This window comes from Halolamina pelagica, from assembly GCF_001307315.1.
Taxonomy (GTDB): domain Archaea; phylum Halobacteriota; class Halobacteria; order Halobacteriales; family Haloferacaceae; genus Halolamina; species Halolamina pelagica_B.
The window spans coordinates 915,642-941,402 of the sequence record NZ_LGUC01000001.1; the positions used below are offsets into that span (position 1 = coordinate 915,642).

Annotated in this window: 26 protein-coding genes, 1 tRNA gene and 8 pseudogenes; 15 read left to right on the forward strand and 20 right to left on the reverse strand. The window is 70.4% G+C overall.

Features of this window, described 5'->3' with window-relative positions:
* Nucleotides 1-13: 13 nt before the first annotated feature.
* A tRNA-Ala gene (locus SY89_RS04815) sits at nucleotides 14-85 on the forward strand.
* 138 nt (nucleotides 86-223) lie between these two features.
* Here SY89_RS04815 and SY89_RS04820 read toward each other — a convergent pair.
* The 7 genes and pseudogenes from SY89_RS04820 to SY89_RS04850 all read right to left on the reverse strand — a co-directional run bounded on the left by SY89_RS04820 (nucleotide 224) and on the right by SY89_RS04850 (nucleotide 7,753).
* On the reverse strand, nucleotides 224-589 hold the full coding sequence (locus SY89_RS04820; RefSeq protein WP_054583357.1) for a DUF7289 family protein: 366 nt from the start codon (nucleotides 587-589) through the stop codon (nucleotides 224-226).
* 118 nt (nucleotides 590-707) lie between these two features.
* A complete protein-coding gene (locus SY89_RS04825) occupies nucleotides 708-968 on the reverse strand; it encodes a DUF7289 family protein (protein ID WP_054583358.1) in 261 nt (86 codons plus the stop codon).
* A 40-nt stretch (nucleotides 969-1,008) separates the two neighbouring features.
* A complete protein-coding gene (locus SY89_RS04830; protein WP_054583359.1) occupies nucleotides 1,009-1,218 on the reverse strand; it encodes a hypothetical protein in 210 nt (69 codons plus the stop codon).
* Nucleotides 1,219-1,268: 50 nt separating this feature from the next.
* Nucleotides 1,269-3,116, reverse strand: a pseudogene (locus SY89_RS04835) (hydantoinase B/oxoprolinase family protein).
* Nucleotides 3,113-5,169 (reverse strand): annotated as a pseudogene (locus SY89_RS04840) (hydantoinase/oxoprolinase family protein). Before SY89_RS04840 ends, SY89_RS04835 begins: the two co-directional pseudogenes overlap by 4 nt.
* 420 nt (nucleotides 5,170-5,589) lie before the next feature.
* A pseudogene (locus SY89_RS04845) lies at nucleotides 5,590-6,896 on the reverse strand (RNB domain-containing ribonuclease).
* A gap of 65 nt (nucleotides 6,897-6,961) precedes the next feature.
* Entirely contained in the window at nucleotides 6,962-7,753 is a 792-nt protein-coding gene (locus tag SY89_RS04850) for a hypothetical protein (RefSeq protein WP_054583360.1), read from the reverse strand.
* A 91-nt stretch (nucleotides 7,754-7,844) separates the two neighbouring features.
* Between SY89_RS04850 and SY89_RS04855 the strand changes: the two genes are divergently transcribed.
* Together SY89_RS04855 and SY89_RS04860 are read left to right on the forward strand one after the other, a co-directional pair.
* Nucleotides 7,845-8,324, forward strand: a complete 480-nt coding sequence (locus tag SY89_RS04855) for an RNA-binding protein (protein WP_054583361.1) — start codon at nucleotides 7,845-7,847, stop codon at nucleotides 8,322-8,324.
* A 55-nt stretch (nucleotides 8,325-8,379) separates the two neighbouring features.
* A complete protein-coding gene (locus tag SY89_RS04860) occupies nucleotides 8,380-8,652 on the forward strand; it encodes a hypothetical protein (RefSeq protein WP_054583362.1) in 273 nt (90 codons plus the stop codon).
* Here SY89_RS04860 and SY89_RS04865 read toward each other — a convergent pair whose 3' ends face one another.
* Entirely contained in the window at nucleotides 8,653-9,147 is a 495-nt protein-coding gene (locus SY89_RS04865; protein WP_054583363.1) for a cupin domain-containing protein, read from the reverse strand.
* A gap of 40 nt (nucleotides 9,148-9,187) precedes the next feature.
* Entirely contained in the window at nucleotides 9,188-10,270 is a 1,083-nt protein-coding gene (locus SY89_RS04870) for a molybdopterin-dependent oxidoreductase (RefSeq protein WP_054583364.1), read from the reverse strand.
* Nucleotides 10,271-10,388: 118 nt separating this feature from the next.
* Between SY89_RS04870 and SY89_RS04875 the strand changes: the two genes are divergently transcribed.
* Entirely contained in the window at nucleotides 10,389-11,117 is a 729-nt protein-coding gene (locus tag SY89_RS04875; RefSeq protein WP_054583365.1) for an SDR family NAD(P)-dependent oxidoreductase, read from the forward strand.
* Nucleotides 11,118-11,125: 8 nt separating this feature from the next.
* Here SY89_RS04875 and SY89_RS04880 read toward each other — a convergent pair whose 3' ends face one another.
* The 4 genes and pseudogenes from SY89_RS04880 to SY89_RS04895 all read right to left on the reverse strand — a co-directional run bounded on the left by SY89_RS04880 (nucleotide 11,126) and on the right by SY89_RS04895 (nucleotide 14,623).
* Complete coding sequence (locus SY89_RS04880) at nucleotides 11,126-11,563, reverse strand: pyridoxamine 5'-phosphate oxidase family protein (protein ID WP_054583366.1); 438 nt, start codon at nucleotides 11,561-11,563, stop codon at nucleotides 11,126-11,128.
* A gap of 68 nt (nucleotides 11,564-11,631) precedes the next feature.
* Nucleotides 11,632-12,785, reverse strand: a pseudogene (locus SY89_RS19500) (pyridoxal phosphate-dependent aminotransferase).
* Nucleotides 12,786-12,831: 46 nt separating this feature from the next.
* A complete protein-coding gene (locus SY89_RS04890; protein WP_054583367.1) occupies nucleotides 12,832-13,578 on the reverse strand; it encodes a hypothetical protein in 747 nt (248 codons plus the stop codon).
* Between the two features lie 43 nt (nucleotides 13,579-13,621).
* On the reverse strand, nucleotides 13,622-14,623 hold the full coding sequence (locus SY89_RS04895) for a glutathione S-transferase family protein (protein ID WP_054583368.1): 1,002 nt from the start codon (nucleotides 14,621-14,623) through the stop codon (nucleotides 13,622-13,624).
* 108 nt (nucleotides 14,624-14,731) lie between these two features.
* Here SY89_RS04895 and SY89_RS04900 point away from each other — a divergent pair, with 108 nt between their 5' ends.
* Nucleotides 14,732-15,844, forward strand: a complete 1,113-nt coding sequence (locus SY89_RS04900) for a hypothetical protein (RefSeq protein ID WP_144427133.1) — start codon at nucleotides 14,732-14,734, stop codon at nucleotides 15,842-15,844.
* A 21-nt stretch (nucleotides 15,845-15,865) separates the two neighbouring features.
* On the opposite strand, the gene SY89_RS04905 is transcribed toward SY89_RS04900, so the two are convergent.
* The 5 genes and pseudogenes from SY89_RS04905 to SY89_RS04920 all read right to left on the reverse strand — a co-directional run bounded on the left by SY89_RS04905 (nucleotide 15,866) and on the right by SY89_RS04920 (nucleotide 18,250).
* The gene (locus SY89_RS04905; protein ID WP_054583370.1) at nucleotides 15,866-16,777 is read right to left on the reverse strand and encodes a thiamine-phosphate synthase family protein; all 912 of its coding nucleotides are present in this window, start codon (nucleotides 16,775-16,777) and stop codon (nucleotides 15,866-15,868) included.
* Nucleotides 16,774-17,363: pseudogene (gene dcd, locus SY89_RS04910) on the reverse strand (dCTP deaminase). The gene SY89_RS04905 and the pseudogene dcd overlap by 4 nt, the downstream one beginning before the upstream one ends.
* Before the next feature lie 171 nt (nucleotides 17,364-17,534).
* Nucleotides 17,535-17,816, reverse strand: a complete 282-nt coding sequence (locus SY89_RS04915; RefSeq protein WP_054583371.1) for a hypothetical protein — start codon at nucleotides 17,814-17,816, stop codon at nucleotides 17,535-17,537.
* Nucleotides 17,768-17,968 carry a hypothetical protein gene (locus SY89_RS16430; protein ID WP_144427134.1) on the reverse strand — a complete coding sequence of 67 codons (201 nt, stop codon included), beginning with the start codon at nucleotides 17,966-17,968 and terminating at the stop codon, nucleotides 17,768-17,770. The genes SY89_RS04915 and SY89_RS16430 overlap by 49 nt, the downstream gene beginning before the upstream one ends.
* 42 nt (nucleotides 17,969-18,010) lie before the next feature.
* Entirely contained in the window at nucleotides 18,011-18,250 is a 240-nt protein-coding gene (locus tag SY89_RS04920) for a hypothetical protein (protein ID WP_054583372.1), read from the reverse strand.
* A 99-nt stretch (nucleotides 18,251-18,349) separates the two neighbouring features.
* On the opposite strand from SY89_RS04920, the gene pth2 reads away from it, so the two are divergent.
* From pth2 to SY89_RS04970, 10 genes and pseudogenes are all read left to right on the forward strand, one after another.
* Nucleotides 18,350-18,688 carry a peptidyl-tRNA hydrolase Pth2 gene (pth2, locus tag SY89_RS04925; protein WP_054583373.1) on the forward strand — a complete coding sequence of 113 codons (339 nt, stop codon included), beginning with the start codon at nucleotides 18,350-18,352 and terminating at the stop codon, nucleotides 18,686-18,688.
* 79 nt (nucleotides 18,689-18,767) lie between these two features.
* Nucleotides 18,768-20,143 (forward strand): annotated as a pseudogene (gene truD / locus SY89_RS04930) (tRNA pseudouridine(13) synthase TruD).
* A gap of 70 nt (nucleotides 20,144-20,213) precedes the next feature.
* Nucleotides 20,214-20,965 (forward strand): annotated as a pseudogene (locus SY89_RS04935) (DUF2103 domain-containing protein).
* Between the two features lie 51 nt (nucleotides 20,966-21,016).
* Nucleotides 21,017-21,286: an eL43 family ribosomal protein gene (locus tag SY89_RS04940; RefSeq protein ID WP_054583374.1), complete on the forward strand. Its 270-nt coding sequence runs from the start codon at nucleotides 21,017-21,019 to the stop codon at nucleotides 21,284-21,286.
* 3 nt (nucleotides 21,287-21,289) lie between these two features.
* On the forward strand, nucleotides 21,290-21,424 hold the full coding sequence (locus SY89_RS04945) for a DNA-directed RNA polymerase subunit P (protein WP_049981803.1): 135 nt from the start codon (nucleotides 21,290-21,292) through the stop codon (nucleotides 21,422-21,424).
* Nucleotides 21,421-21,678 (forward strand): KEOPS complex subunit Pcc1, encoded by a 258-nt coding sequence (locus SY89_RS04950; RefSeq protein ID WP_054583375.1) that lies wholly within the window; start codon nucleotides 21,421-21,423, stop codon nucleotides 21,676-21,678. Before SY89_RS04945 ends, SY89_RS04950 begins: the two co-directional genes overlap by 4 nt.
* A gap of 36 nt (nucleotides 21,679-21,714) precedes the next feature.
* Nucleotides 21,715-22,542 carry a proline dehydrogenase family protein gene (locus SY89_RS04955; RefSeq protein WP_054583376.1) on the forward strand — a complete coding sequence of 276 codons (828 nt, stop codon included), beginning with the start codon at nucleotides 21,715-21,717 and terminating at the stop codon, nucleotides 22,540-22,542.
* An 82-nt stretch (nucleotides 22,543-22,624) separates the two neighbouring features.
* Nucleotides 22,625-23,332, forward strand: a complete 708-nt coding sequence (locus SY89_RS04960) for a DUF502 domain-containing protein (protein WP_054583377.1) — start codon at nucleotides 22,625-22,627, stop codon at nucleotides 23,330-23,332.
* Between the two features lie 2 nt (nucleotides 23,333-23,334).
* Complete coding sequence (locus SY89_RS04965; RefSeq protein ID WP_239685514.1) at nucleotides 23,335-23,910, forward strand: YqaA family protein; 576 nt, start codon at nucleotides 23,335-23,337, stop codon at nucleotides 23,908-23,910.
* 131 nt (nucleotides 23,911-24,041) lie between these two features.
* Nucleotides 24,042-24,775, forward strand: a pseudogene (locus SY89_RS04970) (creatininase family protein).
* On the opposite strand, the gene SY89_RS04975 reads toward SY89_RS04970, so the two are convergent.
* Both SY89_RS04975 and SY89_RS04980 read right to left on the reverse strand, forming a co-directional pair.
* Nucleotides 24,776-25,195 carry a DUF5790 family protein gene (locus SY89_RS04975; protein ID WP_054583378.1) on the reverse strand — a complete coding sequence of 140 codons (420 nt, stop codon included), beginning with the start codon at nucleotides 25,193-25,195 and terminating at the stop codon, nucleotides 24,776-24,778. It lies immediately after the preceding pseudogene.
* A 123-nt stretch (nucleotides 25,196-25,318) separates the two neighbouring features.
* The gene (locus SY89_RS04980; RefSeq protein WP_054584666.1) at nucleotides 25,319-25,660 is read right to left on the reverse strand and encodes a dihydroneopterin aldolase family protein; all 342 of its coding nucleotides are present in this window, start codon (nucleotides 25,658-25,660) and stop codon (nucleotides 25,319-25,321) included.
* Nucleotides 25,661-25,761 lie beyond the last annotated feature (101 nt).

Here is a 25,761-nt window from a genome sequence, read left to right on the forward strand (position 1 = left end):
TCGATTCGAGTGCGGGCTCGTAGATCAGTGGTAGATCGCTTCCTTCGCAAGGAAGAGGCCCTGGGTTCAAATCCCAGCGAGTCCACTTCTTCACTCACTTCGTTCGTTCAGTCGTAAACTCGCGCTAGTCCCACCCGTCCACGCCGATCACTCGCGGGGCTCCCAGCGAGTCCACCGTTAGGACCGATCGAGCAGCGAGAAGGGGGAGAATCAGCGCCCGGACTCAGTCGAACGTCACGTCGATAGTGAACCGAACGAGCTGGACGCGATCGACGTTCTCGACTTCACAGGTGAGCCGGCTGCCGTCGTCGCCGTCCGGGCGGTTGCAGTCCATCCCTTCACCCTCGAAGTACGTCTGCCACGCGCCCGCCGCCGGCGTGGTGAGGTTGACAGTCAGTCGATCGACGTCGGTCTGGTCGATCTCCACGTCGTTGAGGGTGCGGTCAGCGCGTACGAGCACGGTCCGCGATCCGGCGATCGTCCGCTCCTGGACGGTGAGCTCCACGACCGGGATGATCACGCTGTCGTTCGCGAGACGGTAGTTGGGGTCGCCCAGCAGCGTCGAGCCGTCGGACTGGACCCGCGTCACCGCACCCCCGCGTAGCGGATCTTCGTCCCGTCGGCCTCGTACTCGATGGTGTCGAGCGTGTTGTTCCCCGTTGAGAACTGGCGCGAGCCGTCGGCTGCGAACCCCGAGATGTTCATCGTCACCGGTTCGCCGGGGCCGATGCTCGCCTCCGCCAGCCGGATCTCGGTCCCGCGGCTGGGGCGCCGCGGGCGGTGATGTCCTCGATGTTGTTCGCGAGCACGTCGAAGGCGCGCTCGGCGTTGTTGACGCGCTCGGCGTCGCGGGCGTCCTGCAGGCCGGCGTAGCCGACGGTGAGAACGGTACCGACCGTGAGCAACACGAGCGAGAACACGAGCACGAACCCGACGGTCTCGCTCACCCCGCGGCGGTCACGGAACACGCCTTAGCCTCGGCCAGCGACGCCATAAGCGTTCGCCACGTTACTCCTCCTCCAGCAGCCCGAGGTCTTCGACGACGAGGTCCTGAAACGCCGCCGCGAGTTCGGGGTCGACCCGGGCGAGCTCCTCGCCGTCGTGGACCGACTCGTTGTGTCGGTCGATCCGCTCGGCGAGCTCGTCGAGCGGCACCCGAGTGGTGGTCTCACACGCGGGACAGTGGATCGGCACCTCGGGGGCGTCGTCGTCGCTCATACTCGATGCTCGCCAGCCGGAACCATAAGCGTCCGGATGGGTTCGGGCGCCTACTCGTCGTCGGCGTCCGCGTGGTCGGCGTCGGCGGACTGCGCCCCGCCGGCTGCCGAGCCGGGTTCCTCGACGCCGTAGCGCGCCTCGGCGGCCGCGGGCGTCAGCTTCCCCAGACGGAGATCGCGCTCGATCGCCGCCGCCGCGCGGTCGTCGGGGTCCCCGTAGCCGCCGGCCCCGGGCGTGCGGATGCTGACGACGCTCCCCGCCGGGAGGTCGTGAACCGACTTCTGGGGGAGTTTCTCCCCCTCTGCGTCGGCCGTGGCTGCGGCGTAGGCGTCGGCGTCGGCGTACAGGTACGCGGCGCCGCGCTCGCCCTCGTCGCCGCCTTCCAGGCCGTACGGCGCGTGGCGCTGCCGGTCGGCGAGCAGGCTGAACCGAGCCTCGTGCCCCGAACCTCGATATCCCGCCGGAGGCCGAGGCCGCCACGGAACTCGCCGGCGCCGCCGGAGTCGGGCCGCAGCGCGTAGCGCAGGATCCGCAGCGGGTAGGCCGTCTCCAGCACCTCCGCGGGCGTGTTCATCGTGTTGCTCATGTGGACGTGGACGCCGTCCATGCCGTCCTTGCCCGCGCGGCCGCCGAAGCCCCCGCCCTGGGTCTCGTAGAAGGCGTACGGCTCGCCGTCGCCGTTCGCCCCTGTGTCGCCGTCGCCGTCCGCCCCCGCGGGTCCGTGCCGCCGAAGGTGACGTTGTTCATCGTCCCCTGGCACGCCGCGAGCACGCGCTCGGGCGCCTCGGTCGCGAACGCGCCGAGCACCACGTCGGTCACGCGCTGGCTCGTCTCGAGGTTGCCGCCGACGACCGCCGCCGGCGGTTCGGGGTTGACGAGGCTGCGCTCGGGGGCGTCGATCGTGATGGGTCGGTAACAGCCGTGGTTCGGCGGGATCTCCGGGTCGGTCACGCACCGAACCGCGTAGTACGTCGCCGAAGAGGTGACCGCCAGCACGGCGTTGATCGGCCCCTCGGTCTGGGGCGCGGTGCCGGCGAAGTCGACGCCCACCGCGTCGCCGTCGACGGTGACCTCGACCGCGACGGGCAGGTCCTCGTTCCCGCGGCCGTCGTCGTCGAGCAGGTCCGAAAACTCGTAGGTGCCGTCGGGGAACGCCTCGATCTCGCTGCGCATCCGGCGCTCGGAGTAGTCCTTCACCGCCTCGAAGGCGGCTTCGAGCGTGTCGGCGCCGTACTCCTCGACCATCCCGTGGACGCGCTCGCGGGCGGTCTCGTTTGCGGCCTCCTGGGCGCGCACGTCGCCGCGGCGCTCGTCGGGCGTGCGCACGTTCGCGAGGATCATGTCGAACACGTCGTCGTCGATCTCGCCGCCCTCGATCAGTTTCACCGGCGGGATCCGGAGCCCCTCCTGGTAGATCTCGGTGGAGTCGGCGGCGACAGAGCCCGCAGTCGAGCCGCCGATGTCGGCGTGGTGGGCGCGGTTGGCGGCGTAGGCGATGAGCCGCGGTTCGTCGTCGTCGACGGTCTCGGGAGCGAACACCGGCGAGACGAGCGTGAGGTCGGGCAGGTGGGCGCCCCCGCGGAACGGATCGTTGAGCAAGATCGCGTCGCCGGGGTTCAGGTCGCCCTTGAACGCGTCGACGGCCGCGGCGACGGAGAACGGCATCGCGCCGAGGTGGACCGGCATGTTCTCGGCCTGGCTCACCATCTCGCCGTCGGCGTCGAACAGCGCACACGAGCAGTCCCGGCGCTCCTTGATGTTCGGCGAGTAGCCCGTGCGGACGAGGTTGGCGTTCATCTCCTCGGCGACCGCGACGCAGCCGTTCCGGACGACTTCCAGCGTGACTGGGTCGACCTCGGTGCCGCCGGGGCCGCCCCACCCGCGGGATCGTCACTCATCGCTCCACCCCCGTATCCACGACCAGCGTCCCGTCCGGATCCACCTCAGCCGACTGGCCGGGACGGAGGACGACCGTGCTCTCAGGCCCCTCGACGACCGCGGGCCCGTCGAAGGCGCCGCCTGCGGGCAGGCGGTCGCGGTCGTAGATCGGCGCGTCGTGGGCGTCGCCGTCGAAGCGGACCTCGCGGCGCTCGGCGACGGCGTCGTCGACGGTGCCGGCGGCGCCGACGCTGGCCGTTTCCGGCGAGTCGACGACGCCCCGGGCGTGCAGGCGCAGCGTGACCAGTTCGACCGGCTCCTCGGGGTCGGCGTGGCCGTAGCGGGACTCGTGGCGCTCGTGGAAGCGCCGCTCGATCGTCTCGAGCATCGCGGCGTCGACCTCGCCGTCGGGCAGCGGGACGGATACGTCGAAGGACTGCCCCGCGTAGCGGAGATCGGCGACGCGCTCGAACTCGCGGCGGGCGGGCGGCACGTCCTCGGCGGCGAGTTCGTCGTCGCCCTCGGCACGGAGTTCGGCGAAGGCAGTGGCGACGGTGCCGGCGTCGACGGCGTCCCACGGCCGGACCATCGACTGGCTGTAGTCGTAGCCCACGTCGCTGATGAGGAGCCCGAGTGCGGAGAGCGCGCCCGCGGTTCGGGGACGAGCACGGTCGGCACGTCGAGTTCCGCCGCGAGCGTCGGCGCGTGGAGCGGCCCGGCCCCGCCGAAGGCGACGAGCGCGAACTCCCGGGGATCGTGGCCGCGCTCGACGGAAACGACCCGCAGCGCGCGGGCCATGTTCGCGTTCGCCACGTCGAGCACGCCCTGTGCGGTTTCCTCGGGCCCCATCCCGAGCTCGTCGCCCAGCGCTTCGAACGCCGCGCGCACGTCGGCGACGCCCACGTCGCGGTCCTCGGGCAGGAACCCCTCGGGGTCGATTCTCCCGAGGAGGAGGTGGGCGTCGGTCGTCGTCGGGCGCTCGCCGCCGCGACCGTAGCAGATCGGGCCCGGATCCGCGCCCGCCGAGCGCGGCCCCACGCGGAGCGCGCCGCCGGCGTCGACCCACGCCACCGAGCCGCCGCCGGAGCCGACGGTGTGCACGTCGATCATCGGCACGCCGACGGTGTAGTCGCCGACGGCCACGTCGGTCGAGACGACCGGCTCGCCGTCCTGCACGAGCGACACGTCACAGGAGGTGCCGCCCATGTCCATCGTGATGAGGTCCGCGTAGCCCGCGCGGGCGGCGACGTGGGTCGCCCCCTGAACCCCTGCCGCGGGCCCGGAGAGCAGGGTGTTGACCGGGCGCTCGCGGGCGGCGCCGGCGTCGATCAGGCCGCCGTTGGACTGCATGATCTTCACCGCGGCGTCGACGCCGCGGCCGCGGACCTCCCGCTCCAGCTCCCCCACGTAGTCGGACATCACGGGCTTGAGTGCGGCGTTGAGGCTCGTGGTGACGCTGCGCTCGTACTCCCGGATCTCGGGGAGGACGGTGCTCGACTGCGAAACCGAGACATCGGGCAACTCCTCGCGCAGGATCTCGGTGACGCGGTGTTCGTGGGCGGGGTTCTCGAAGGCGAACAGCAGACAGACCGCGACCGCGGAGACGCCAGTGTCGTCGATGGCGGCGGCGACCGCCCGCACGGCGTCCTCGTCGAGTTCGCGCAGGACGCTCCCTCGCTCGTCGAGGCGCTCCGGGACCGTGAAGCGGCGGTCCCGCGGCACCACCGGCTCGGCCTTCTCGGCGTCGAAGTCGTAGATGTCCGGGCGGTCCTGGCGGCCGATCTCCAGCGCGTCGCGGAACCCCTCGGTCGTCACCAGAGCGGTGTCGGCCCACGTGCCCTCCAGCACGGCGTTGGTGGCGACGGTAGTGCCGTGGCTGAAAAAGTCGACCGTCTCGGGCGTGTAGCCCGCCGCGGACTCGCTCTCGTCGAGGCCGTTCATCACGCCGCGCTCGGGCTCGTCGGGCGTCGAGGGCGTCTTCGTGACGGTGACCTCGCCGTCGCGGACGGCGACCACGTCGGTGAACGTGCCGCCGATGTCGACGCCGACGCGTGTCTCGTCTGTGTCGGTCACGGTGTGCCTCCGGTGGTCGGGGTCGTACGCATTACTCGTGGGGAGTGGGTCGTAGTACGTGGGTGTTTCCCTCTCGGCGACCTGGACACCCCCACCCTCGAGGGTGCTAGTTCCCGAGGTGGCAGGCATGTCCAGGTAAAAGGCGGCCGTCGGCGGCCTCGCCGGGACGCTCGGCGGGGGCGTACTCGGCGCCGTCGCTGGAGCGACGTTCTTCGTCCTCCTTGCGGGCATGACGCCGTCACACGCCCAAACCGTGCCCGTCGCGGAGCTCTCGACCACTACCGTGGGGTACGGTGCCGGCGGGGGCTCCCGCCCCGGGGTTGTACTCCGCGCGATCGGTGGGGCCGCCGCCTACTCAGTCCGGGGAGCATCGACCGGGTCAGAAGGTGGATAACGAAGCGGCGCCACGGCCACCGCCGCCTACACGTCGTGGTCGGCGTCCTCGGCGTCGACGACTTCGACGCCGCGGTTGTTGACGGCGTGGGGGTCGAGCCCCTGTTCCTGCATGAACTGCTTGTAGAGCCGTTCGGCGGTCTCGCCGTCCTTCTGCTTGTCCGAGGCCCGATCACAGAGTTCGATCAGGTCCTCGGGCACCTCGTTGGTGTGGACGATCCAGTGGTTGATCAGGTCCGACAGCCGCCGGATGGGCGAGGTGAAGTGGCCGTAGATGTCGAAGTTGAGCGCGTGGTGGCCGCCGAAGGGGTCGTTCATGTACTTCGCGCGGGGCATCACCTTCAACACGGCGCGCTGGATCTTGTCCAGCGAGCGCCCGGGTGACTCCTCCAGTGCCGCGTTGACCGCCTTGCGCGGGTCGTCCCCGAACGCCTCGCCCGGGATGGAGACGCCGTCGAGCTCCTGAATCTCCTTCAGCGCCTCGTTCCACTGCTCCGGGGTGGGCTGGGGTGGACCCGGTACATCGCCTCGACGCCGCGGTCCCACATCAGCGTGTGCGTCACCGCCTTGTTCGCCTTCAGCATCGACTCCTCGATCATCGTATGCGCTCGGTCCCGGCGGGGGTTGAGCACGAGCGAGCCGTCGGCCTTCCGCTGTTCGTGCATCCGGTCGGCGAGGTCGAACGCCAGCTTGTTCTCCTCGTGCAGCGGCGCGTCCTCGTCGTCGAGGCGGTGCTCACACTGGGTGTACGTCAGGCGCTCGTTCGAGTTGATGACCGATTTGTAGATGTCGATCTCCTCGAAGGAGAGGTTCTCCTTGTCGAGATGCATCTCGACGGTGTGAGCGAGGCGATCCTCCTCGGGGACGAGCGAGCAGACCGTCTCTGCGAGCGAGGGCGGGAGCATATGGGTGGTGTAGCCCGGCAGATACACCGTGTTACAGCGCTCGACGGCCTCCTCCCACATCAGCGAGTCCGGGTGGACGTAGTGGCTCACGTCGGCGATGTGGACGTAGAGCACGTACTCGTCGTCGTGCTCCTCGACCGACAGCGCGTCGTCGAAGTCCTGTGCGTCGGCGGGGTCTGTCGTCCACGCGGTCAGGTCCCGGAGGTCCTCGCGGTCGTCGATCTCCTCCTGGATCTCGTCTTCGACGTTCTCGATGCGGCGTTCGGCCTCCCGGAGCACGGCGGGCGGGAACTCGTCACGGAGGTCGAACTCCTCGAACAGCTCGTCGCGTTTCTGTTCCAGCCGTTCGTCGAGGGCTTCGGAGATCAGCACGGGGCCCTGTCCCTCGGCCGTGCCGGCCTCGGCCTGGGCGTCGTCAGTTTCGCTCATGGTTCCCGTTGGCGGACCCGGCAGGTAGGCGTTTCGGGGCGACAGCGTCCACAGGGCGAGCCGGCTCAGAGCAGGCCGAAGAAGCCGGCGTACACCAGCCCGCCACCCGCGAACAGCGCCACCGAGAGCAGCACCGCGGCCGGCGTGCCGACGAGGAGCCGTCGGGCGAGCCCCAGCCGGTCCGTGTCGGCCAACAGGAACGTCGAGCCGCCGTCGATAGTCGCCTGCACGGCGCCGACCGCACCCCGCGCGTCCCGGGCAGCACCACAGACCAACACCCCGTCGCCCGGTTCGACCCGGCGCTCGACGTACCGACGGTCCGTCCCGACACCCCACTCGATCGGGCCGAGGCCGACGCTCACGTCCTCGTCGTCGACGTCGTCGTTGCTGTCGATGAACCGCCGGATCCGCTCCGGCGGCGTGTCGCCACCCTTCACGCCGATCACCGTATCCGGTTCGAGCCGGAACGTCGCGCCGCTGGGGTCGACCCGGACCTGCCCGCTCCCGTCGTCGAGCAGGAACGGGCTGGCGACGGCGCCGCCGTCGATGGGTTCGAAGCTGGTCATGGTGCCGAACGGGAAGCCGAGCCACCACAACCCGGAGGACTCCTCCTCCAGCACTTGATACGCCATCGCGACGGCCGAGCGGCCCGAGAACGGCGCCTCGACAGTTCGGCTGTCTCCGGCCTCGACGACGGTGCCGGAGAAGCAGGCGCGGTCGGGCCGGTCGCCGAGCAGGTCCGAGACGGGACGATCGGGCATTCGGAGCAAGCGGAGCCCGGTCAGCGGCGCGGGCGCGGCGCCGAGCCAGACGAGGACGCCGGCGAGGAGGAACGCGGCGGGCCAGAGCGGGGGCATCGGCTCGGCTCTCGGCGCCCGCGGGCAAAAGCGGTTCGGCGACGCGGCTCGGAGCGGGCGATTTATGCCCCGAGACGGCCCATCGGGAGGTATGGAGATCAGCTCCCGTCACCACCTCCGAAGCGACGCCGTAGCCGAGATCGAGAACGCGCTCAGCGAGGGGCTGGGCGTCGACCTCGACGCCGACACGTACGAACTGGTGGAGCTGGAGGACACCGAGTTCGACGTGGTGCTGGTCGACGGCGACCCGGACGTGCTGTACTACGACGGCGAGCCGTTCCTCTCGGTGCGCGGCGCCAACGCCCACCCGCCCGCGGAGGGTGTCGTCACCGTCGACGCCGGCGCGGTGTCGTTCGTCAGCAACGGCGCCGACGTGATGCGCCCCGGGATCACCGAGGCCGACGAGGGCATCGAGGACGGCGACCTCGTCGTGATCGTCGAGGAGAGCCACGGCAAGGCGCTGGCGGTGGGACGGGCGCTGGTCGACGGCGAGGAGATGGCCGGCGACAGCGGGAAGGTGGTCGAGTCGCTACACCACGTCGGCGACGACGTGTACGAGTTCGCGGTCTAACGCCGACGGCGACTGGAACACAGCGCCTTTGAGCGCGCGCCGCCTCGATCACGGTATGAGCGAGTCTCCCGGGAGCGAGAACGACACGGCACGGAGCTACCGGCTCGACCGGCTGGCAGGGTTCTCGGTGATCGGCGCGTTCGTCTTCTCGCTCGCGCTGCTGTTCGTCGGCGAGCCGCTGTTCTGGGTCCCCTTCGCCGTCGGCCTGGGCATCGGCCTTCCGGGGTTCGCGATCCTCGCGGACCGCGAGCGCGACCGGACGGGCAGGGGCGGGCCCGTGTCGGTTGAGGAGGCGGACGCGTCCGAGCCCGGCGAGGAGTCGGGGTAGTTAGGGCACCTCACCCGACATCGGGCCGCGGTACCAGCGCCCAGTTTCGGTTCCACACACCTTGCAGACTGCGATGACTGCGTCCTCGTCGTCGGCGCGGTCGAGTTCGTTGTCGGTCTCCGTCTCACACGCCGGACAGTCGCGGCGTTTCACCTGCTCGCCGTACTCGAGCGGCGCGCCCAGCGCGAGCGCGACGACGCGTTCGTCGCCGCGGTTCCAGCCGCGCTGGAACTCCTCGCGTCCGAACCGGATCGCCTCGTCGGGTCCGACCGCGACGGAACCGGACTCGGTCTCGAACGTCGCCGTCCCCGTTATCACGTAGAACACCTCCTCCTGTACCTCGTGGTTGTGGTAGGCGAAGGCGAAGGAGTCGCCGGGTTCCAGTTCGTAGTAGTTCAGCGCGAAGTCCGTCAGCCCGAGCGGCTCGGTGAGGTGGCGCATCACCGCGGCGGCCTGGATGCTGTCGTCGAGATCGTCGACGGCGATATGCTCCATGGTCGGTGGGTGGGCTCGAGCGACAAAAAGCCGCGTCGGCTCAGTCGAACCCGCTGAGCAGCGTCACCAGCCACTGCGCCGGGTCTGGCTCGCGCCGGAGTTCGACGCGCTCGACCCACTTCACCCACTGGAACCCCCGGCGACCCGGAGCGACCAGCCGCGCGGGCCCGCCGTGGCCGTGGGGCAGCCGGGAGCCGTCGATCGCCGTCGACAGCAGCGCGTCGCGGGCCTCCTCGATCGGGAGGCTCCAACGGTAGCCCGTGACGCTGACGAAGCGTACCCAGCGCGCCCCGCCGCCGTCGACGCCGGCTGCCTCGAACAAGGCACCCACGCGGACCCCTTCCCAGTCCTGTACCGTGTACCAGCCGCTGGTGCAGTCGAGCGTCGCGCGGCGCCCGTCGCCGGCGAGCCCGAGCAGTTCGCCGTACGTGATCTCGCGCTCCCCCGCCGGCCCCGCGACCGTGAGCGTCCAGTCCGAACGGTCGATCGGCTCGGGGTCGTCGGCGACCCAGGAGGTGACGGGGAAGGCACCGCCCTCGGTGTCGGTGTCGTACAGTTCGCCCGTCGGCTTCGAGCCGGTGTCCGCGATCGTCGTGCCGCGGAGCGACGCGGCGGCCTCGCTGAGGCGCCACGCGATCGTGCCGGCGACGAGTAGGCCGCCGAGTCGGAGCGCGCTCCGGCGGGACGCGTCGGTCCGGGCGGGCAGCCGGAGGCGGGCCCGGAGATGCAGGAGGAGGATCGGGACGACGAGCAGCCCCAGGCCGACGTGGACGGCGAGCGTCGTCCACGGCCCGACCGGGACGTTCCCGCCCAGCCCCCAGAACGCGCCCGAGGCCAGCGCGGCGACGGCGACGACACCGAGGAGGACCGAGACCGGCGTCGCACGGTCCCAGCGATCGCGGTCCAGCACGCGCCGGGAGACCCGGGCGAACTTGAACAGGAGCAGGCCGGCGAGCGTGAGGCCGACGATACCGTGGAGATCGACCAGCAGCGCCGGCGGGAGCCAGCCGGTCCACGCGAGCAGCCCCGTGGCGACGACGCCGGCGACGACGGCGAGGATCGCCCAGTCCACGACTCGCGGCGGCGGGGCGAGTCGGCGCAGCAGCCGGCTCAAGCGACCCATATCGGGTGATGGGCCCGCGTGGGCAAGAGTGCGTCGCGGCGGTCGATCACCGGTGACGGCCGCCGGCCGGCGTCGCCGCCACCCCGAGAGCCAAGTGCCGTAGCGACGATTGACAACCGTGCCAGCAGCTATCGTCACTGGTTCGTCGCGGGGTATCGGACGCGGGATCGCCGAGCGCTACGCCGCCGACGGCTACGACATCGCGGTGAACTACCACACCAACGAGGAGGCGGCCGAAGAGACCGCCTCGCGGGTTCGGTCGGCCGGCCAGGAGGCGATCGTCGTCGGCGCCGACGTGTCCGACCCCGACGCCGCCGCACGGCTGGTCGAGGCGGCGGTCGACGCGTTCGGCGGCGTCGACCACGTCGTCAACAACGCCGGGATCGACCAGCACGTGTTCACCGAGGAGCTCTCCCCGGAGGACTTCGACCGCGTGATGGACGTGAACGTCAACAGCGCGTTCAACGTCACGAAGGCGGCGCTTCCCCACCTGCGGGAGTCAGGCGACGGCCCCTCGATCGTCAACATCTCCTCGATCCTCGCGTTCGAGGGCGCGCCGGTCGAGGTGCATTACGCCTCCTCGAAGGGGGCGTTGCTCTCGCTGACCAAGAGCCACGCCACGGACTTCGCGCCCGAAATCCGGGTGAACGCGGTCGCGCCGGGCCACATCGAGACCGACATGGTGAGCGACCGCACGGAGGAGGAGATGGCCGAAGAGATCGCCCGGATCCCCGTCGGGCGGATCGGCCAAGTCGAGGATATCGCCGACGGCTGTGCGTATCTCCGTGACGCGGGGTTCGTGACGGGTGAGACCCTCAACGTGAACGGCGGCGAACTGATGCGGTAGCCGCCGCCTCACTCGGCCTTCGGCGCGACCCCGAACTTCCGGCCGGACCGTTCCGCGGGGACCAGCCGGTAGTAGGTCATCCCCAACTCGTCGAGCGTGCGGTCGGGCAGAACGTTGAGCGTCGGCACCGTAGCGTTCTCCGCGATGGCGTTCGCGGCCGCGGCTTCCTCGGTCTCGGGGACCGGTTCGATCGCCCCGTGGACGACGACGCTCCGGGGCGGCTCCTCGTGCCAGGCCGTCAGCGTCGCCACCTCGGTGCGCTCGATGAACTGCATCTTGCGGCTGTCATCAGTCTGTACCAACTGGAAGTAGAGATGTTCCCCGTCGTAGCCGAACGACTCCGGCACCGCGTAGCTCTCAGCGCCGTCGGCCAGGGAGAGCGTCCCGGAGCCTTGTCGTCGAAGGAAATTATCGACCTCGTCGACCGTCATTTCGACAGCAACCATTACGACGGCGTACGCCGCGGGGAGGGATAACCGCGTGGATGACCGCCGCGCCGTCGGGGGATGTCGCCTCAGGCCTCCCGAAGCGCGGCCTCGATCCCGTCGAGGCCTCGCTCCAACTGATCGAGCGAGTTCGCGAAGGAGAGCCGAAGCTTCCCCTCCCCGGCCTCGCCGAACCCGTCGCCGGGGGCGAGCACCACGTCCCGCTCCCGGAGCAGGCGCTTGGCGATGTCGAGGCTACTCCCTGGCAGATCCACGTCGAGGAACGCGTAGAACGCGCCGTCCGGCGTCGGCGCCGAGAGCCCGTCGATCGCGTCGATGCGCTCGGCGACGTAGTCCCGACGCTCGGCGAAGGCGTCGTACATCTCCTCGACGGGCGCCTGCGGGCCAGTGAGCGCGGCGATCGCGGCGTGCTGGGCGACCGAGCCCGCACAGGCGGTCGTGCTCTCGTGGATCTTGGTCACCTCGTCGATCACCGCCTGCGGGCCGCCGAGCCAGCCGACCCGCCAGCCCGTCATCGCGTACGTCTTCGAGCAGGAGCCGATCGTGAGCACGTGCTCGGGGTGGCCGGTCAGGGCGGCGATCCCCGTCGGGTCGCCGTCGTACGTCAGTCCGAGATACACCTCGTCGGCGAGCACGTACGCGTCGTGCTCGGCCGCGGCGTCGACGACCGCGCGGATCTCGTCGGGGTCGTACAGCTGCCCGTAGGGTTGGCGGGCGAACAGAGGATCACCGCCCCCGTATCCGCGCTCATCCGGTCGATCACGCGGTCGGCGTCGAGCGCGTACCCCGACTCCTCGGGCATGGGGATCTCGACCGGCTCGGCGTCGGCAAGCCGGGCTTGCGCCCAGTAGTTTGGCCACGACGGCGAGGGGAGCAGCAGCTCCTCGCCCGGACCGACCGTCGAGAGGATCGCGAGATGCAGCGCCTCCATCCCGCCGTTGGTGACGACGTACTGCTCGGGGTCGTAGGACACGTCGTAGTCGCGGTCCAACGTCTCGGCGATGGCCTCACGGAGTTCGGCCATGCCGGCGTTGGAGGTGTAGTGGGTCTCGCCCGCGCGGGCGGCGTCGGCCGCCGCGTCGATGATGTGCTCGGGCGTGTCGAAGTCCGGCTCGCCGACCTCCAGTCGGACGAGGTCGCGGTCGGCGGCTTCCGCGAGGTCGAACATCACGCGAATCTTCGAGCGCTCGCAGGCGCGAACGCGCTCCGTGGGCGTGGGCATACGTCGACCTCGTGGTGGAGGGACAAGGGCGTTCGCCTCCCGGCGATCACCCGGCCAACATCACGGCGCCGAGCACGACCGCGAACGCGCCGATCGCGAGGCCGATCAGCGACGTGCCCGCCATCCGGCGGATCGTGGCCGTCGGCGAGCGGTCCGACACTACCAACGGATCGACGCCGCCCGCGTCCGTGACCCGACCGACGACGGTCACGTCGTCGCCCGGGGTCGCGCGCGCCTCGGTGTAGCGCCGCGCCCCGAGCGAGAGCGCGTCCATGATCGTTCCGAGCGCGAACGGCCGGGCGTGCCAGACCGTCGCCGACGGAAGCGCGTCCGTGTGGCGCTCGAAGCGGCCGATCCGCTCGGGCTGTGCCTCGTCGACACCGACGGCGGCGACGCGATCCGTTTCCAGCGTGACCGTCCGCACCGGCTCGCTCACGTCGACGACCGCCGCAGGCGTTCGGAGCCGGAACGGGACCGAGCCCGCTCGTTCGTGAACCGTCACGAACCACGGGAGGAGAGAGGGGCTGGGCCGGCGCTCCTCGACCGCGTAACGCAGGACGAGCGAGTCGCGCCCGGAGAACGGTGCCGCGAGTGTGCCGGCGTCGCCCGACTCGGCCGTGCCGGAGAGCCGTACGAGCGAGCCGGGATCGACACGCGCGAGCGTCGAGACGGCCGCCGCGCGGATCACCGCACTCGCCCGCCAGACGTACCGCGCGCTGGCGAGGAGGACGACGATCCCGACCGCGAGCATTCCGACGCCGAACAGGTCGGTGCCGGAGAGTCCGAGGACCATGCGGTCGGATCCGGCCGGACAGCGCAAGGAACTGCCGGTCCGCTTACTCGACGAGCGACGCCGGCGGGCCGCCGGGGAGCTCGTCCCGGCCGTGCGATTCGGTGAAGTCGATGTCGGGGCCGGTCGCCACGATGCGCGTGGGGTTGATGTCGGCGTGGCTGCCGTAGTAGTGCCGGGTGGTGTGATCCATGTTTACCGTCTCCGCGATTCCGGGGGTCTGGTAGAGATCCTTCGTGTACCCCCAGAGGTTGGGGTACTCGTGGATCGCCCGACGGTTGCACTTGAAGTGGGTGTGGTAGACGTGGTCGAACCGGATCAGCGTCGCGAACATCGCGAGGTCGGCGAGGGTGAGGCGTTCGCCGTCGCCGGCGAGGTAGCGCTGGTCGGCGAGCACGTCGTCCCACCGGTCGAGCGCGTCGAACAGGTCGTCGACGGCGCGATCGTACGCCGCCTGCGTGCCCGCGAAGCCGGCGCGGTAGACGCCGTTGTTGATCGGTTCGTAGATGGCGTCGACGACCGCGTCGATCTCGGCGCGCAGGTCAGCGGGGTAGAGCGACACCTCGTTGCCGTCGAACGCCGTATCGAGCATCCGCATGATCTCGCTCGACTCGTTGTTGACGATCGTCTCCGACTGTGTGTCCCAGAGCACCGGCACGGTCACGCGGCCGGTGTACTCGGGATCGGCGTCGACGTAAACCGCCCGGAGGTAGTCGTACCCGTACAGCGGATCGGGGTGGGCCTCGGAGAACTCCCAGCCCTGGTCGTAGCGTTCGGGCTGGACCAGCGAGATGGAGAGCTGTTCCTCCAGCCCCCGGAGCCGTCGAGTCATCGCCGCGCGGTGGGCCCACGGACAGGCCCGACAGATGTAGAGGTGATAGCGGCCGGGTTCGGGAGTGAACCTCGTGGATTTCGGCGCCTCGCCGGCGGCGGCGACGCTCCCGTCGAGCCAGTCGCGGAAGCGGCTCTCCTGACGGTCGAACGCCCCGGACTCGTCGGTGGATTCGTACGCGTCGGTCCGCCACTCGCCGTCGACGAGCATGTTCATGCTCGGACCGAGGAGCGCGGGGCGGAAAAGCCGAGCGTCGCCGGCGGACGCGCCGAGGATCGGTAGCTGACGCGAACAGTATTGTCGGTGGCGCCGTAACTGTCACTCGTGCGCTCACGCCCCGCACTGGTGGCGGTCCTGCTCGTCGCCGCCGCGCTGGCCGGGACGACGGCTGGGTCGCCGACGGTCGAGCCGTCGGCGCCGCCGGGCGACCAGCTCGTCTCGCCGGCCGGGACCGAGAGCTACGTGTGGCCGTACACCAGCCGGCGGCAGTCCACCGCCGGCCGGACGCTCGCGCTCAACGTCGTCGTCCACGGTGAGCCGGACCGAGTCCGGCGGGCGTTCGTCGACCGCTCGGGCGCGAACTGGACGACCGTCGGGGAGAACGAGACCGTCGACGTGTCGCCGTGGCGGCCGGCCCACGGCTCGGTCAGGTACTCCTACGTCAGCCCCGACGGCGAGGGCAACGGCGGCTGGATCGCCCCGGAGTACCAACTGGGGGTCGGCGCGTACTTCGGCGAACGAACCCACATCCGGGCGTACCCCAGCGCCTCGGCGAACTGGACGGCGCTGCAGGCCCACACGGAGTACTGGGACTGGTTCCGGCTCCGCCACACCGTCACCGGCGTCGAATCCGGCGCGTTGGTCGTCGAACGCGACCTGGAAGACGAGCCGTTCGTCGACGCCGTCGACCGCCGGACACGGGGGTCTCTCGGCGGCGGCAGCGACAGCAGCTGGATCGCCGTCGAGTTCACGGCGGCGACGCTGCTCGGGGTGGCGCTGCCACTGACCCGTCGCCGGCTCTCGCGTCGCGACATCGCGATCCCGGTCGCGGTCGTCGGCGTCGTCCTCGGCGTCCGCGCGTGGGGGCTGGCGGCCGAAGCGGTCGCTCCCGGCGTGAACCCGAAGCTGTACGTCGCAGTTGGCTACCCCGTGCTCGTTGTCGGGCCAGCGGCGCTGGTCAACGCCCTCGCACGCGACCGGCCGCCCGTGCTGGCCGCGCTGCTCGCGTTCGCGGGGATGGCCGTCGCCGCCGGGGCCGACCTCGCGCTCGTCGGCGTCGACCCGATCCCGACACACATCGTCCACCACCGCCTCGCGCTGGCGGCTGCGCTGGGAACTGTCGCGTTCGGCGCCGCACGAACTGACCGGCGTCTCCTCGGAATCGGCGTCGTCGCGTGGCTCGCCGCGCTGGCCGCGCCGCTGTTCGGCATCGTCTGAAACCGAGACCCGGCAGGAGCGCTACCGCAGCTGTGTCTCGACGACCGCTCGCGCGACCGCCGGCGCGTCGGGGCCCAGGACGTACGTGATCGCTTCGACGCCGTGGGCGCCGGTCTGGTACAGCACGAACGGCTCGTCGTCGTCGAGGTCGGCCGCCGCGACGGCGCGTTCGGCGCCGTCGTCGCCCGCGCCAGGGTCGAACTCGACGGTCGCGTAACCGGCGTCGGTGAAGGCTGTCAGCATCTCCTCGTCGTAGGCGACGTTCACTGCCCCGTTGGCCGCCGCGCCGCCGGCGCGGGCCGCGAGCAAGATCCCGGCGACGTGCTCGCTGACGCCGAACTCCGGGTCGCCCGGCACCGTCGCGGCGCCTTTCACGTCGACGATCCGGCCCGGGACGGCGGCCACGTCCTCGATCCCCGTCGGGTCGGGCAGGGTTTCGACGAGGTTCGTGCCGACGTTGGGGATCAGCCCCGCGAACCCCGAGGCGTTGGTGAGCACTCTGAGCCCGCGCCGGACCGAGGCGAGCACCTGCTCGCTCGTGCGCAGCGCCGAGTCGGCGTCGTGGACCGCAAACGTCGCGTCGGCGTCGGCGAGTTCGGGGACCGCCGCCTCGTGGAGTCGGGCGAGCAGGTCGCCGTCTTCGAGCTCGCGGATGAGCACCTCCGCCTCGACCAGCGCGCCGACGCGGCTGAGCGTGCCGTCGGCGAGCCCCGCCGCGACGCGGTCAGCGAGCGCCCGGACGCGTTCGTCGCCCTCCACGTCGGGGTGGACGTCGACCTCGCCGTGGGCGTACTTCGAGACGGCCGACTGGCTCACCCCCAGCAGGTCGGCGACTTCGGCCTGGGTGAGCCCGCGATCACGGAGGCGTTCGGCCAGCATCGCCCGGTAGGTCGGGAGGAAGGCGTCGACGACGACCTCCTCGACGAACTTCATTCGCCGTCCCCCGAGAACTCCGGATCGATGCCGAGGCGGGACGCCTGTGGGCCTTCCTGGTTCTGGTACTTCGAGTCGCGGTCGACGCCGTAGGGCCTGTCGGCCGCCGACGAGAGCTCGGTGAAGATGAGCTGTGAGACGCGCATCCCCGGCGAGAGCGCGACCGGGGCCGTCCCGAGGTTCGAGAGTTCGAGCGTGATCTGTCCCTGGTACCCGGGTCGACGATGCCCGCCGTGGCGTGAATGACGACTGCGAGGCGGCCGAGCGAGGAGCGCCCCTGGACGGTCGCGATCAGGTCGTCCGGGATGTCGACGCGCTCCTTGGTCGTCCCGAGCACGAAGTCACCGGGGTGGAGGATGAACTCGCCGCCCTCGGGTACGGTGGTCTCACGCACGTAGTCGCCGACCTCCTCCTCGCGGTTGGGGTGGATACAGGAGATGTTGGTGCGCTGGAACTCGAGGAACTCCTCGCCGAGACGGAGGTCGAGACTCGCCGGCTGGAGCTGGGTGTCGAGATCGTCGATAGGGTCGACGACGAGGTCGCCCTCCTCCATGCGGCGCAGGATGTCGCGGTCCGAGAGGATCATACCGGAGAGGCAGGAGCCGGGGGTGCCTAAACGCCCCGGTCCGCCAAGGCTTGAAAGGGGATGGCGCGGGCAGCCGGCCCATGAGCTGAGAGCCGCCCCGGAGCGGCGAGCGGGAGTACGGCACACCGCTTCGGGGTTCGCGAGTCCGTCTGCTCGCCACAAACGACCGGTTCAGCCGAGTTCGAACGCGAACCCGAGCAGCGTGAGCGCCGCGACCACGGTGGCCGCCGTCGGCACCGGGATCTCGTGGGCGTCGGCGAGCCCGTACGCCCGGATCGCGCCGGCCCAGACGCCGACGAGCAGCACCGTGACCAGGCCGACCAGCTCGACGCCCGCGATCGCCGACTGCAGCACCGCGACCGCGTTCTCCGGATCCGCGGGAACCGTGACCGACTGGAGCTGTGTCACCACGAACCCCAGCACGACGACCAGCCGCAGGAGGCTCGGCGCCATCCCCACCCGGCGACGGTGGCAGTGTCGGCGACGTTCCCGGAGCCGCCCGCGACCTTCCCCGATCCGTAGAGGACGATCGTGTGCCAGAGCCACCAGAGCGGGACGAGCACGAGCGACGCCATCGGGAGCCAGGAAAGTTCCTCGGCGACCATGGCGCCGAGGTTGCGCTCGACGGTCTCGGGCTCGTTACAGCCCTACGGCGTCTGTTCGAACGTTCCGTCCTCACAGAACGCGTCGCCGGGGTACGCCGGGTTGTCGACGGTGATCGGCGTGTCGAGCGCCGCGGCGAACTGATCGAGCAACACGGCCATCCCCGCGGCGACGCCGATCGTCACGACAGCGACGACCGCTGCCGCGTGGGCCAGCGGCGGTTTGCCGTCCTGTGCGCGGAAGTACCGGTCCGGTCGGAGGAGGGGCGTTCGGGGACCAGCCATGGTTTTCCGGTGGTCGCCGGGGGCAAATAGCCTGCCCTCGACGCCCAGCGGCGCCGCCGGTCCCGAAGCGCTTTCCCGCGTCCCGGGGGAGAGACGGGTATGAAGCAGGCGATCGTCGCTCGGACCGACCTCGGCATGGGGACCGGGAAGCTGGCCGCGCAGGTAGCACACGCCTCGCTCTCGGCGTACGAGGACGCCGACGACCGGACCCGCCGGGCCTGGAAGGGCGAGGGACAGAAGAAAGTCGTCCTGAAAGGCAGCGGCGAGGACCAACTGTTCGAGCTGGCCGACCGCGCCGAGCGGGAGGGGCTCCCGAACGCGGTCGTCCGCGACGCCGGTCACACCCAGCTCGACCCGGGGACGGCGACGACGGTCGCGATCGGCCCCGGCGAGGACGAGATCGTCGACCGCGTGACCGGCGACCTCTCGCTCTACTGAGAGTCGGTCACGACGCCGCCGGTCGGCGGCCGCGTCGGGACGGACAGCGTTAACTCCCGAGCCAGGGTAGCCGGAAGCGATGCGCGAGGCCCACCCCGCGAGCGGACGGTCGGCGTCGAGTGGTACGTCAGCGACGCCGACGGCGTCGGCGGCCGCCTCCGGGAGCGCCCGGGAGATTTCCGCGTCCGGGAACTGGAGGCGTTCGACACCCATCCCGTCGACGCCGGCGCCGACGACTACCCGTACCTGGTTCTCCGGGCGACGCTGACCGGCTGGGACACGAACGACTTCGCCGGCCGGCTCTCGGACGCGATGGCGGTTTCCCGCGAACGAGTCGACTGGGCGGGGACGAAAGACAAGTACGCCGTGACGACCCAGCTGTTCTCAGTGTACGACGCGGAGCCGGAAGCCGTCCCCGAAATCCGCGACGCGGAGGTCGAGATCGTCGGCCGTGCGGGGCGGCACCTCTCCTACGGCGACCTGGCGGGCAACGCCTTCGATATCACCGTGCGTGACCCCGAACACCCCGAGACAGCCGACGCGATCACCGACCAGCTCCGGGCGTTCGCCGGCGGCCGGGACGGCGACCGGATCGGCGTCCCCAACGTGTTCGGCCACCAGCGCTTCGGCAGCCGGCGACCCGTCACCCACGAGGTCGGGCTGGCGATCGTCCGTCGGGAGTGGCGCGAGGCGGTGCTGACGTACGCGGGCAACCCCTACGAGCCCGAACCCGACGACACCCGCGAGGCCCGGGCGGTCGTCGACGAGCAGGCCGCGAGCGACGACCCCGACTGGGGTGCGTGCCTCGACGTGATGCCCCGGAAGCTGGGGTACGAGCGGTCGATGCTCCACCGCCTGCAGGAGCGCGGGGCGGGAACTGGCGACGCCGACCCGGGCGCCGACGACGAGCCGGACGATCCGTGGCGCCACGCACTCGAAGCCGTCCCGTCGAACCTCCAGCGGCTGTTCGTCAACGCCGCGCAGTCGTACGCGTTCAACCGGATCCTGAGCGAACGCCTCGACCGGGGACTCCCGTTCCACGAACCCGTCCCGGGCGACGTGTGCTGTTTCGCCGATACCGGGATCGACGCCGTCCGGAAGCCCGATCCGGACCGACTCCAGCACGCAACCGAGGACCGCGTGGACGTGCTCTCCCGGCACTGCCAGCGCGGGCGAGCGTTCGTCACCGCGCCCCTGATCGGCACCGGGACCGAGTTCGCGAACGGTGAGCCGGGCGAGATCGAGCGTGCGGTGTTCGACGATCTCGGACTGAAGCCGTCGCTGTTCGACCTGCCGGGGAACTTCGAGTCGACCGGGACGCGGCGGGCGATCCTGGTCGACACGGAGATGACGGTGTCGTCCGACCCCCTGACGTTCGAGTTCGCGCTACCCTCCGGGAGCTACGCGACGACGGTGCTCCGGGAGTACCTGAAGACGGATCCGACGGATCTGTAGCCGAACCCGCGCCTCGGGGGACGACGACCACAAGCGGGCCGCTTTTCCCGGCCAGCCGCCATCTCCCAACATGGACTGTCGGCGGTGTGGCACCGAACTCGAGCGGCCGGGCGACTACTGTCTGGCCTGCGACACCGCCAACTGCGACGCCGTCGTCGCCGCGTTCGAACGCGAACGGGCGACGCTGACCTTTCTCCGCGATCCCCCGAGCACGCCGAGGGTGAGGAGCCCGAAATCGTCGGCGAGACCACCGTGACCACCGTCCCCGAGGAGGACCCCGAGGCCGAGGTGGTGGAACTCCGGAACTTCGCCGGCAAAGTCGCCGACGAGATCCGGCGCAAGCGCCCCGAGGAGGTGTACGCCGCCGGCGCCCGCGAGCCGCTACGGGAGTGTCGCGCTCAGTTGCATCACCGCTTCTACCGCGTCCCCGACGACGACCCCGTCGAGCGGGTACGCAGTCAACGCGGCGAGCGCTCGCTGGAGGTCGTCCAAACCCCGCCGGAGGAGAAACTCGGCGGCTCCCACTCCACCCTCATCGGCGGCCGGGACGGTCGTGACGTGGTGAACACCGTCGCCGCCCATCCGAACGTGAAGAAGCTGATTCCCGGGCCCATCGAGGCCGGCGGCGGTGGCAGCCGCGGCGGCGTGCGGGCGAAGGCGACCCGAGCGGGGCAGAACGGCAACGTCCGCCTGCTGATCCGTGACGGCTCCAGCGTCCAGGAGAACCGCGTGGTGACGACGGCGATGGATCGCGAGACCGGCGAGCGCGTTCGGGACGCACTCAACGAGGCGCTGACCGAGGCCGGCTTTCAGGCGGAGTAGTCGGGGCGACTCGCAGGGTTTTTGTGCGCGCTGGGGTTACCTCTCTCCACTATGGCTGAGAACAAAGCACGGTCCATCGGCAGCGCCGGCCGCTTCGGCGCACGCTACGGGCGTGTCTCCCGGCGACGTGTCTCGGAGATCGAGGACGCGATGGAGAACGCCACCGTCGACGGCGACTCCGTCAAGCGTATCGGCACCGGCATCTGGAAAAACGAGGAGACGGGCGAGACGTTCACGGGCGGCGCCTACCGCCCCGAGACGCCCGGCGGGCGCTCGGTTCAGCGCTCCATCCGTGCGGCGCTCTCCGAAGACAACGAGTAACGTATGAGCTACAAGTGCTCCCGCTGTAAGCGCGACGTCGAACTCGACGAGTACGGCGGCGTCCGCTGTCCCTACTGTGGCCACCGCGTCCTGCTGAAGGAACGCGGCGGCGACGTGAAGGAAGTCGACGTGAAGTGACGGCACACACCGCCACTCTCTCTATTTCGTTCGACTCTCCCGACCGCGCCAGACGCGTCGCCGAGAGCCTCACCCCGGAGGTCGGCGGCGTCGACGACGACCGCGCAACGGCGGGGGTCACGCGCGACGGCGACACCGTCTCGGTGACCGTCGAGGCGACCGACCTGACGGCCCTGCGGGCCGGCACGACGAGTTGGAGTCGGCTTCTCACCGTCGCCGAAGCGGTGACTGAGGCCGGAGCCCAACGGTTTTAGGCACCCCCAGGCGAACGTTACGGGTGTGATACCCCCATCGCCAATAACTTCGTCGCAGGTGAGAGTCCGGCGGCCGCGCTCGATCACGCCGCGCGCGCGAACGACGACGGCGTGAACGTGATTCTGAACCTCCTCGGCGAGCACTACGACGATCCGCGCGACGCCGCCGCGGACACGAAGGCCTACCGCGCGTTGGTCCGCGATATCGCCGACAGCGATGTCGATGCCTGCATCTCCGTCAAACCTTCACAGCTCGGGATCGACATCAGCGACGAGGTGTTCACCTCGAACTACCGCTCGATCGTCGAGGCCGCACAGGACGCCGGCGTGTTCGTCTGGTGTGACATGGAGGACGCCGACACGACCGACGTGACCCTCGACGCCTTCGAGGAGTTCGGCCGCGAGTTCGACGGCGGCGTCGGCCAGTGTGTCCAGTCGAACCTCCGGCGAACGAGCGACGACCTCGAACGGCTCTCGGACGTGCCCGGGAAGATCCGGCTGGTAAAGGGCGCCTACGACGAGCCCGAATCGATCGCGTACACCGAGAAGTCGGCGGTCAACGAGCGCTACCGCGAGGACCTGGAGACGCTGTTCGCCGAGTACGAGGGCGAGGTCGCCGTCGGGAGCCACGACCCGAAGATGATCGACTACGCCCGCGATCTGCGCGAGGAGTACGATCGGGAGTTCGAGATCCAGATGCTGATGGGGGTTCGCGAGGACGCACAGCGCGATCTCGCCGCCGAGGGTGAAGCGGTGTGGCAGTACGCACCCTACGGCGAAAAGTGGCTCTCGTACTTCTACCGCCGCCTGCGCGAGCGCAAGGAGAACGCGCTGTTCGCGCTGCGGGCAATCGTAAGCGGGTAAAATCGTAAGCGGGTAATCGCGTTACGCGCGGGTAGCTGACGGAGCGGTACCGCTTTACTTCTCGGGGCAAACGTGTAGACGAATGACTCGGTGGAAGCGAGACTTCGCCAGCGGCCTGATCGTCGTCCTCCCGGTCCTGGTGTTGCTGCTGGTGCTGCGCTGGCTGATCGGCCACCTACTCGGCCTGCCGCTGAACGTCCCACCGGACCGCATCCCGCCGGAGCTCGTGCCGGCGCCGATCACGCTCGAAGCGGCGGCGATGGCGCTGGAGCTCGGCATGACGCTTGGGCTGTTCGTGACGGTCACGCTCGCGGCGGGCTACCTGATGCGCACGCAGATGGGGCGGATCGCCGAGGGGCTGTTCGACGATATCGTGAACCAACTCCCGGGCGTTCGCGTGCTGTACAACGCGTCGAAGCTGGCAGTCGAGACCGCGGTCTCCGGCGCGAGCGACCTCCAGCAGCCGGTGAAGCTGGAGCCCTGGAACGGGATGCGGATGACCGCGTTCAAAACCGGCCAGCGCACCTCCGACGGCCGGGACGTGCTCTTTCTCCCGACCGCGCCGAACATCACCACCGGCTTCGTCGTCGAGGTCGACCCCGAGGAGTACGAGGAGACCGACGAGACCGTCGAACAGGCGCTGACGCGCGTGCTCTCGGCAGGCTTCGGCGAGTCGGAGGCGGCGGACGCGACGGAGATCCCGGTCAGCGACGCCCTCTCGGGGACGGCGACGACGGTGCGGAACGCTCCCAAACCTGAAGACTTAGGTCGGCGCAGGCTGGATACGTAGCCGTGTTGCCGGTCCCCGGCTTCGACCCGCTCGTCTCCCCTCTCACGGTCCTCCTCCAGCACACCGCTTCCGGCGGGCCGCTCTCACAACTCGTAGAGACCGCCACCGGGCCGGTCGGGCTCGTCGCGATCTTCATCTACTCCTTCCTGATCGCGTTCGCCCTGCCGGGCGTGAGCGAGATCGTGTTGGCGGCGCCGCTGGATCTGGGGCTGAGTCAGAGCCTCCGGCTCGCCGTGATCATCCTCGTCTCCGGCGTCGGGAAGGCTGCCGGCTCCGTGTTCGCGTTCCACATCGGTCAGGAGGCGAAGGAGTCCGGCCCCGTGACGCGGGCGCTGCGGCGCTCGCGGTTCGACGTGGTCGAGTGGTCCGAGAAGAAGGTGGTCCAGCTCGCGAAGAAGTACGGCTACGGCGGCCTCGCGCTCGCGCTCTGTGTCCCGACGTTCCCCGACACGCTCTCGATCTACGCGTTCTCGGTGCTCGAGGAGGACTACTACCGGTTCGCGCTGGCGACGTTCGTCGGGAGCGTCGGGCGCCTGCTGGTGACGCTGGGGTTGGTCGAGGTCGTGACGTTCTTCTGAGCCAGCCACGGCCCGCGACCGCGAGCGGCGTCGACCGCTCGCTCGGAACTCGATACCGTAGCTGTGCGAAGCCCCGCCCCCTGGACGCCGCGACCCACAGCCTACAAGCGCCACCCACCCCACCGCCAGGTATGCGTCTCGCCGATGCCACCTGGACCGACGTTCGCGACGCCGACGCCGACCTCGCGGTGCTCCCGGTCGGCTCGACCGAGGGCCACGGCCCGCACGCGCCGCTGGGCACCGACAGCCTGACGGCCGAGACCGTCGCCGAGGCCGGCGCCGACGCCTACGAGGAGGCGACCGGCCAGTCCGTACTGGTGGCGCCGACGGTCCCAGTCGGGATCAGCGAGGAACACCGCGCGTTCGACGGCACGCTGTGGGTGACGCCGGACACGTTCCGGGCCTACGTCCGCGAGACCGCGGAGAGCCTCGCTGCCGGCGACGGGCCGGCGGCGATCGTACTCGTCAACGGCCACGGCGGGAACGTCGACGCGCTCCGGGAGGTCGCCGCCCGGCTGACCCGTGACGGCGTGGCGCGAGTCGCCCCGTTCACGTGGTTCGAAGCCGTCGGCGAGCACGCGAGCGACATGGGCCACGCCGGCCCGCTGGAGACGGCGTTTCTCCGACACGAACGGTCCGACCTCGTCAGGGAGGACCGCATCGAGGACGCCCGCGAGAACGGGAGCGAACGCTGGGGCGACTGGGTCTCGGGGTGAACCTCGCCGTCGACAGCGACGAGTTCACCGAGAACGGCGTCGTCGGCGATCCGAGCGAGGGCGACGCCGACAGGGGCGAGGAGCTGAAGGAGCTGGCGACTGGGGCGCTGGTCGACCTGCTGGCGGCGCTTCGGGAGCGGACCGCGTAGCTACTCGTCGGCGGCGTCGGCTTCGTCCCCGTCCGCGGCGTCCTGGAGTTCGGCGCGGATCTCGGGGAGCGTGCCCGCGAGATCACCGACGTCGTCGTGTGCGTCCTGGATCTCCTCGATAAGCGCCTCCAACTCGTCGATCTCCTCTTCGAGGTCGGCGGCGTCCTCGAAGGCGTCGGCGCGTTCGCCCATCACGTACTGCTTTTTCGCCGCGCGGAGGTGCTCGGCGGCGTCGCCGGTGTCGAGCGCCGACTTGAGAGCGTTGAGCGCGCCGAGCGCGTTGTCGGACTCGATCTCCCAGACGGCGTCGGCGGCCGGCAGCGACTCGCGGGCGTCCGCGAGGTGGCTCTCCACCTCGCTGCGCATCTCCTCGGCAGCCTCGCCGAACAAGTCGTCCTCGTCGAACGTACTCTGACTCATGCCGACAGATTGCACACCCGGAGGGTAAAAAGGTCGCCACAGAGTGAAACTGAAACACCGGTCGATACGGGTTCAACACGCGGTTCAGCCGGGAACCGGCGATCAGTTTCACCGCGCCGGGGGTTACGCCTCGACCGCGACGAGTCGCATCCGCGGGTAGCCGTCCGCCATCGCCATCCGGGTCCGGACCGTGGTTCCCTCGTAGTCGATCCGCATCTCCACCTCCATCAGCGAGCCCGTGAGTTCGGCGTACCCCTCCTCGTGGTCGATCGCGTCGGCGACGCGGTCGTCGAGGATGTCGACCGAGACCGACTCGCAGTGGGGCTGGTTCTCGATCGCCTCCGCCATCGCGGTCTCCAGGCTGCCCGTGCTGGCCGGCGAGACGGGCGTCCCGGCGAACTGGTGGTAGAGCGAGCCGAACTTGATGCCGGCCTCGAAGCAGGCCTGCTGGGCGTCGGTGGGTATATCGGGCATGGTCGGAAGTGCGGGAGGCCGGCGGAAAGCCGTGTCGGGAGCGCTTCTCTGCCGCTCCGGGGGGCGCCCGGGTGCGGTGGGCGGCCGGACCG

Excerpts from the sequence above, each read along its gene's own strand:
- SY89_RS04830 (WP_054583359.1), bottom strand. The coding sequence starts at position 1,218 with ATGAGCGACGACGACGCCCCCGAGGTGCCGATCCACTGTCCCGCGTGT.
- SY89_RS04850 (WP_054583360.1), bottom strand. The coding sequence starts at position 7,753 with ATGCCCCCGCTCTGGCCCGCCGCGTTCCTCCTCGCCGGCGTCCTCGTC.
- SY89_RS04855 (WP_054583361.1), top strand. The coding sequence starts at position 7,845 with ATGGAGATCAGCTCCCGTCACCACCTCCGAAGCGACGCCGTAGCCGAG.
- SY89_RS04860 (WP_054583362.1), top strand. The coding sequence starts at position 8,380 with ATGAGCGAGTCTCCCGGGAGCGAGAACGACACGGCACGGAGCTACCGG.
- SY89_RS04865 (WP_054583363.1), bottom strand. The coding sequence starts at position 9,147 with ATGGAGCATATCGCCGTCGACGATCTCGACGACAGCATCCAGGCCGCC.
- SY89_RS04870 (WP_054583364.1), bottom strand. The coding sequence starts at position 10,270 with ATGGGTCGCTTGAGCCGGCTGCTGCGCCGACTCGCCCCGCCGCCGCGA.
- SY89_RS04880 (WP_054583366.1), bottom strand. The coding sequence starts at position 11,563 with ATGGTTGCTGTCGAAATGACGGTCGACGAGGTCGATAATTTCCTTCGA.
- SY89_RS04890 (WP_054583367.1), bottom strand. The coding sequence starts at position 13,578 with ATGGTCCTCGGACTCTCCGGCACCGACCTGTTCGGCGTCGGAATGCTC.
- SY89_RS04895 (WP_054583368.1), bottom strand. The coding sequence starts at position 14,623 with ATGAACATGCTCGTCGACGGCGAGTGGCGGACCGACGCGTACGAATCC.
- SY89_RS04905 (WP_054583370.1), bottom strand. The coding sequence starts at position 16,777 with ATGAAGTTCGTCGAGGAGGTCGTCGTCGACGCCTTCCTCCCGACCTAC.
- SY89_RS04915 (WP_054583371.1), bottom strand. The coding sequence starts at position 17,816 with ATGGCGCCGAGCCTCCTGCGGCTGGTCGTCGTGCTGGGGTTCGTGGTG.
- SY89_RS16430 (WP_144427134.1), bottom strand. The coding sequence starts at position 17,968 with ATGGTCGCCGAGGAACTTTCCTGGCTCCCGATGGCGTCGCTCGTGCTC.
- SY89_RS04920 (WP_054583372.1), bottom strand. The coding sequence starts at position 18,250 with ATGGCTGGTCCCCGAACGCCCCTCCTCCGACCGGACCGGTACTTCCGC.
- pth2 (WP_054583373.1), top strand. The coding sequence starts at position 18,350 with ATGAAGCAGGCGATCGTCGCTCGGACCGACCTCGGCATGGGGACCGGG.
- SY89_RS04940 (WP_054583374.1), top strand. The coding sequence starts at position 21,017 with ATGGCTGAGAACAAAGCACGGTCCATCGGCAGCGCCGGCCGCTTCGGC.
- SY89_RS04945 (WP_049981803.1), top strand. The coding sequence starts at position 21,290 with ATGAGCTACAAGTGCTCCCGCTGTAAGCGCGACGTCGAACTCGACGAG.
- SY89_RS04960 (WP_054583377.1), top strand. The coding sequence starts at position 22,625 with ATGACTCGGTGGAAGCGAGACTTCGCCAGCGGCCTGATCGTCGTCCTC.
- SY89_RS04975 (WP_054583378.1), bottom strand. The coding sequence starts at position 25,195 with ATGAGTCAGAGTACGTTCGACGAGGACGACTTGTTCGGCGAGGCTGCC.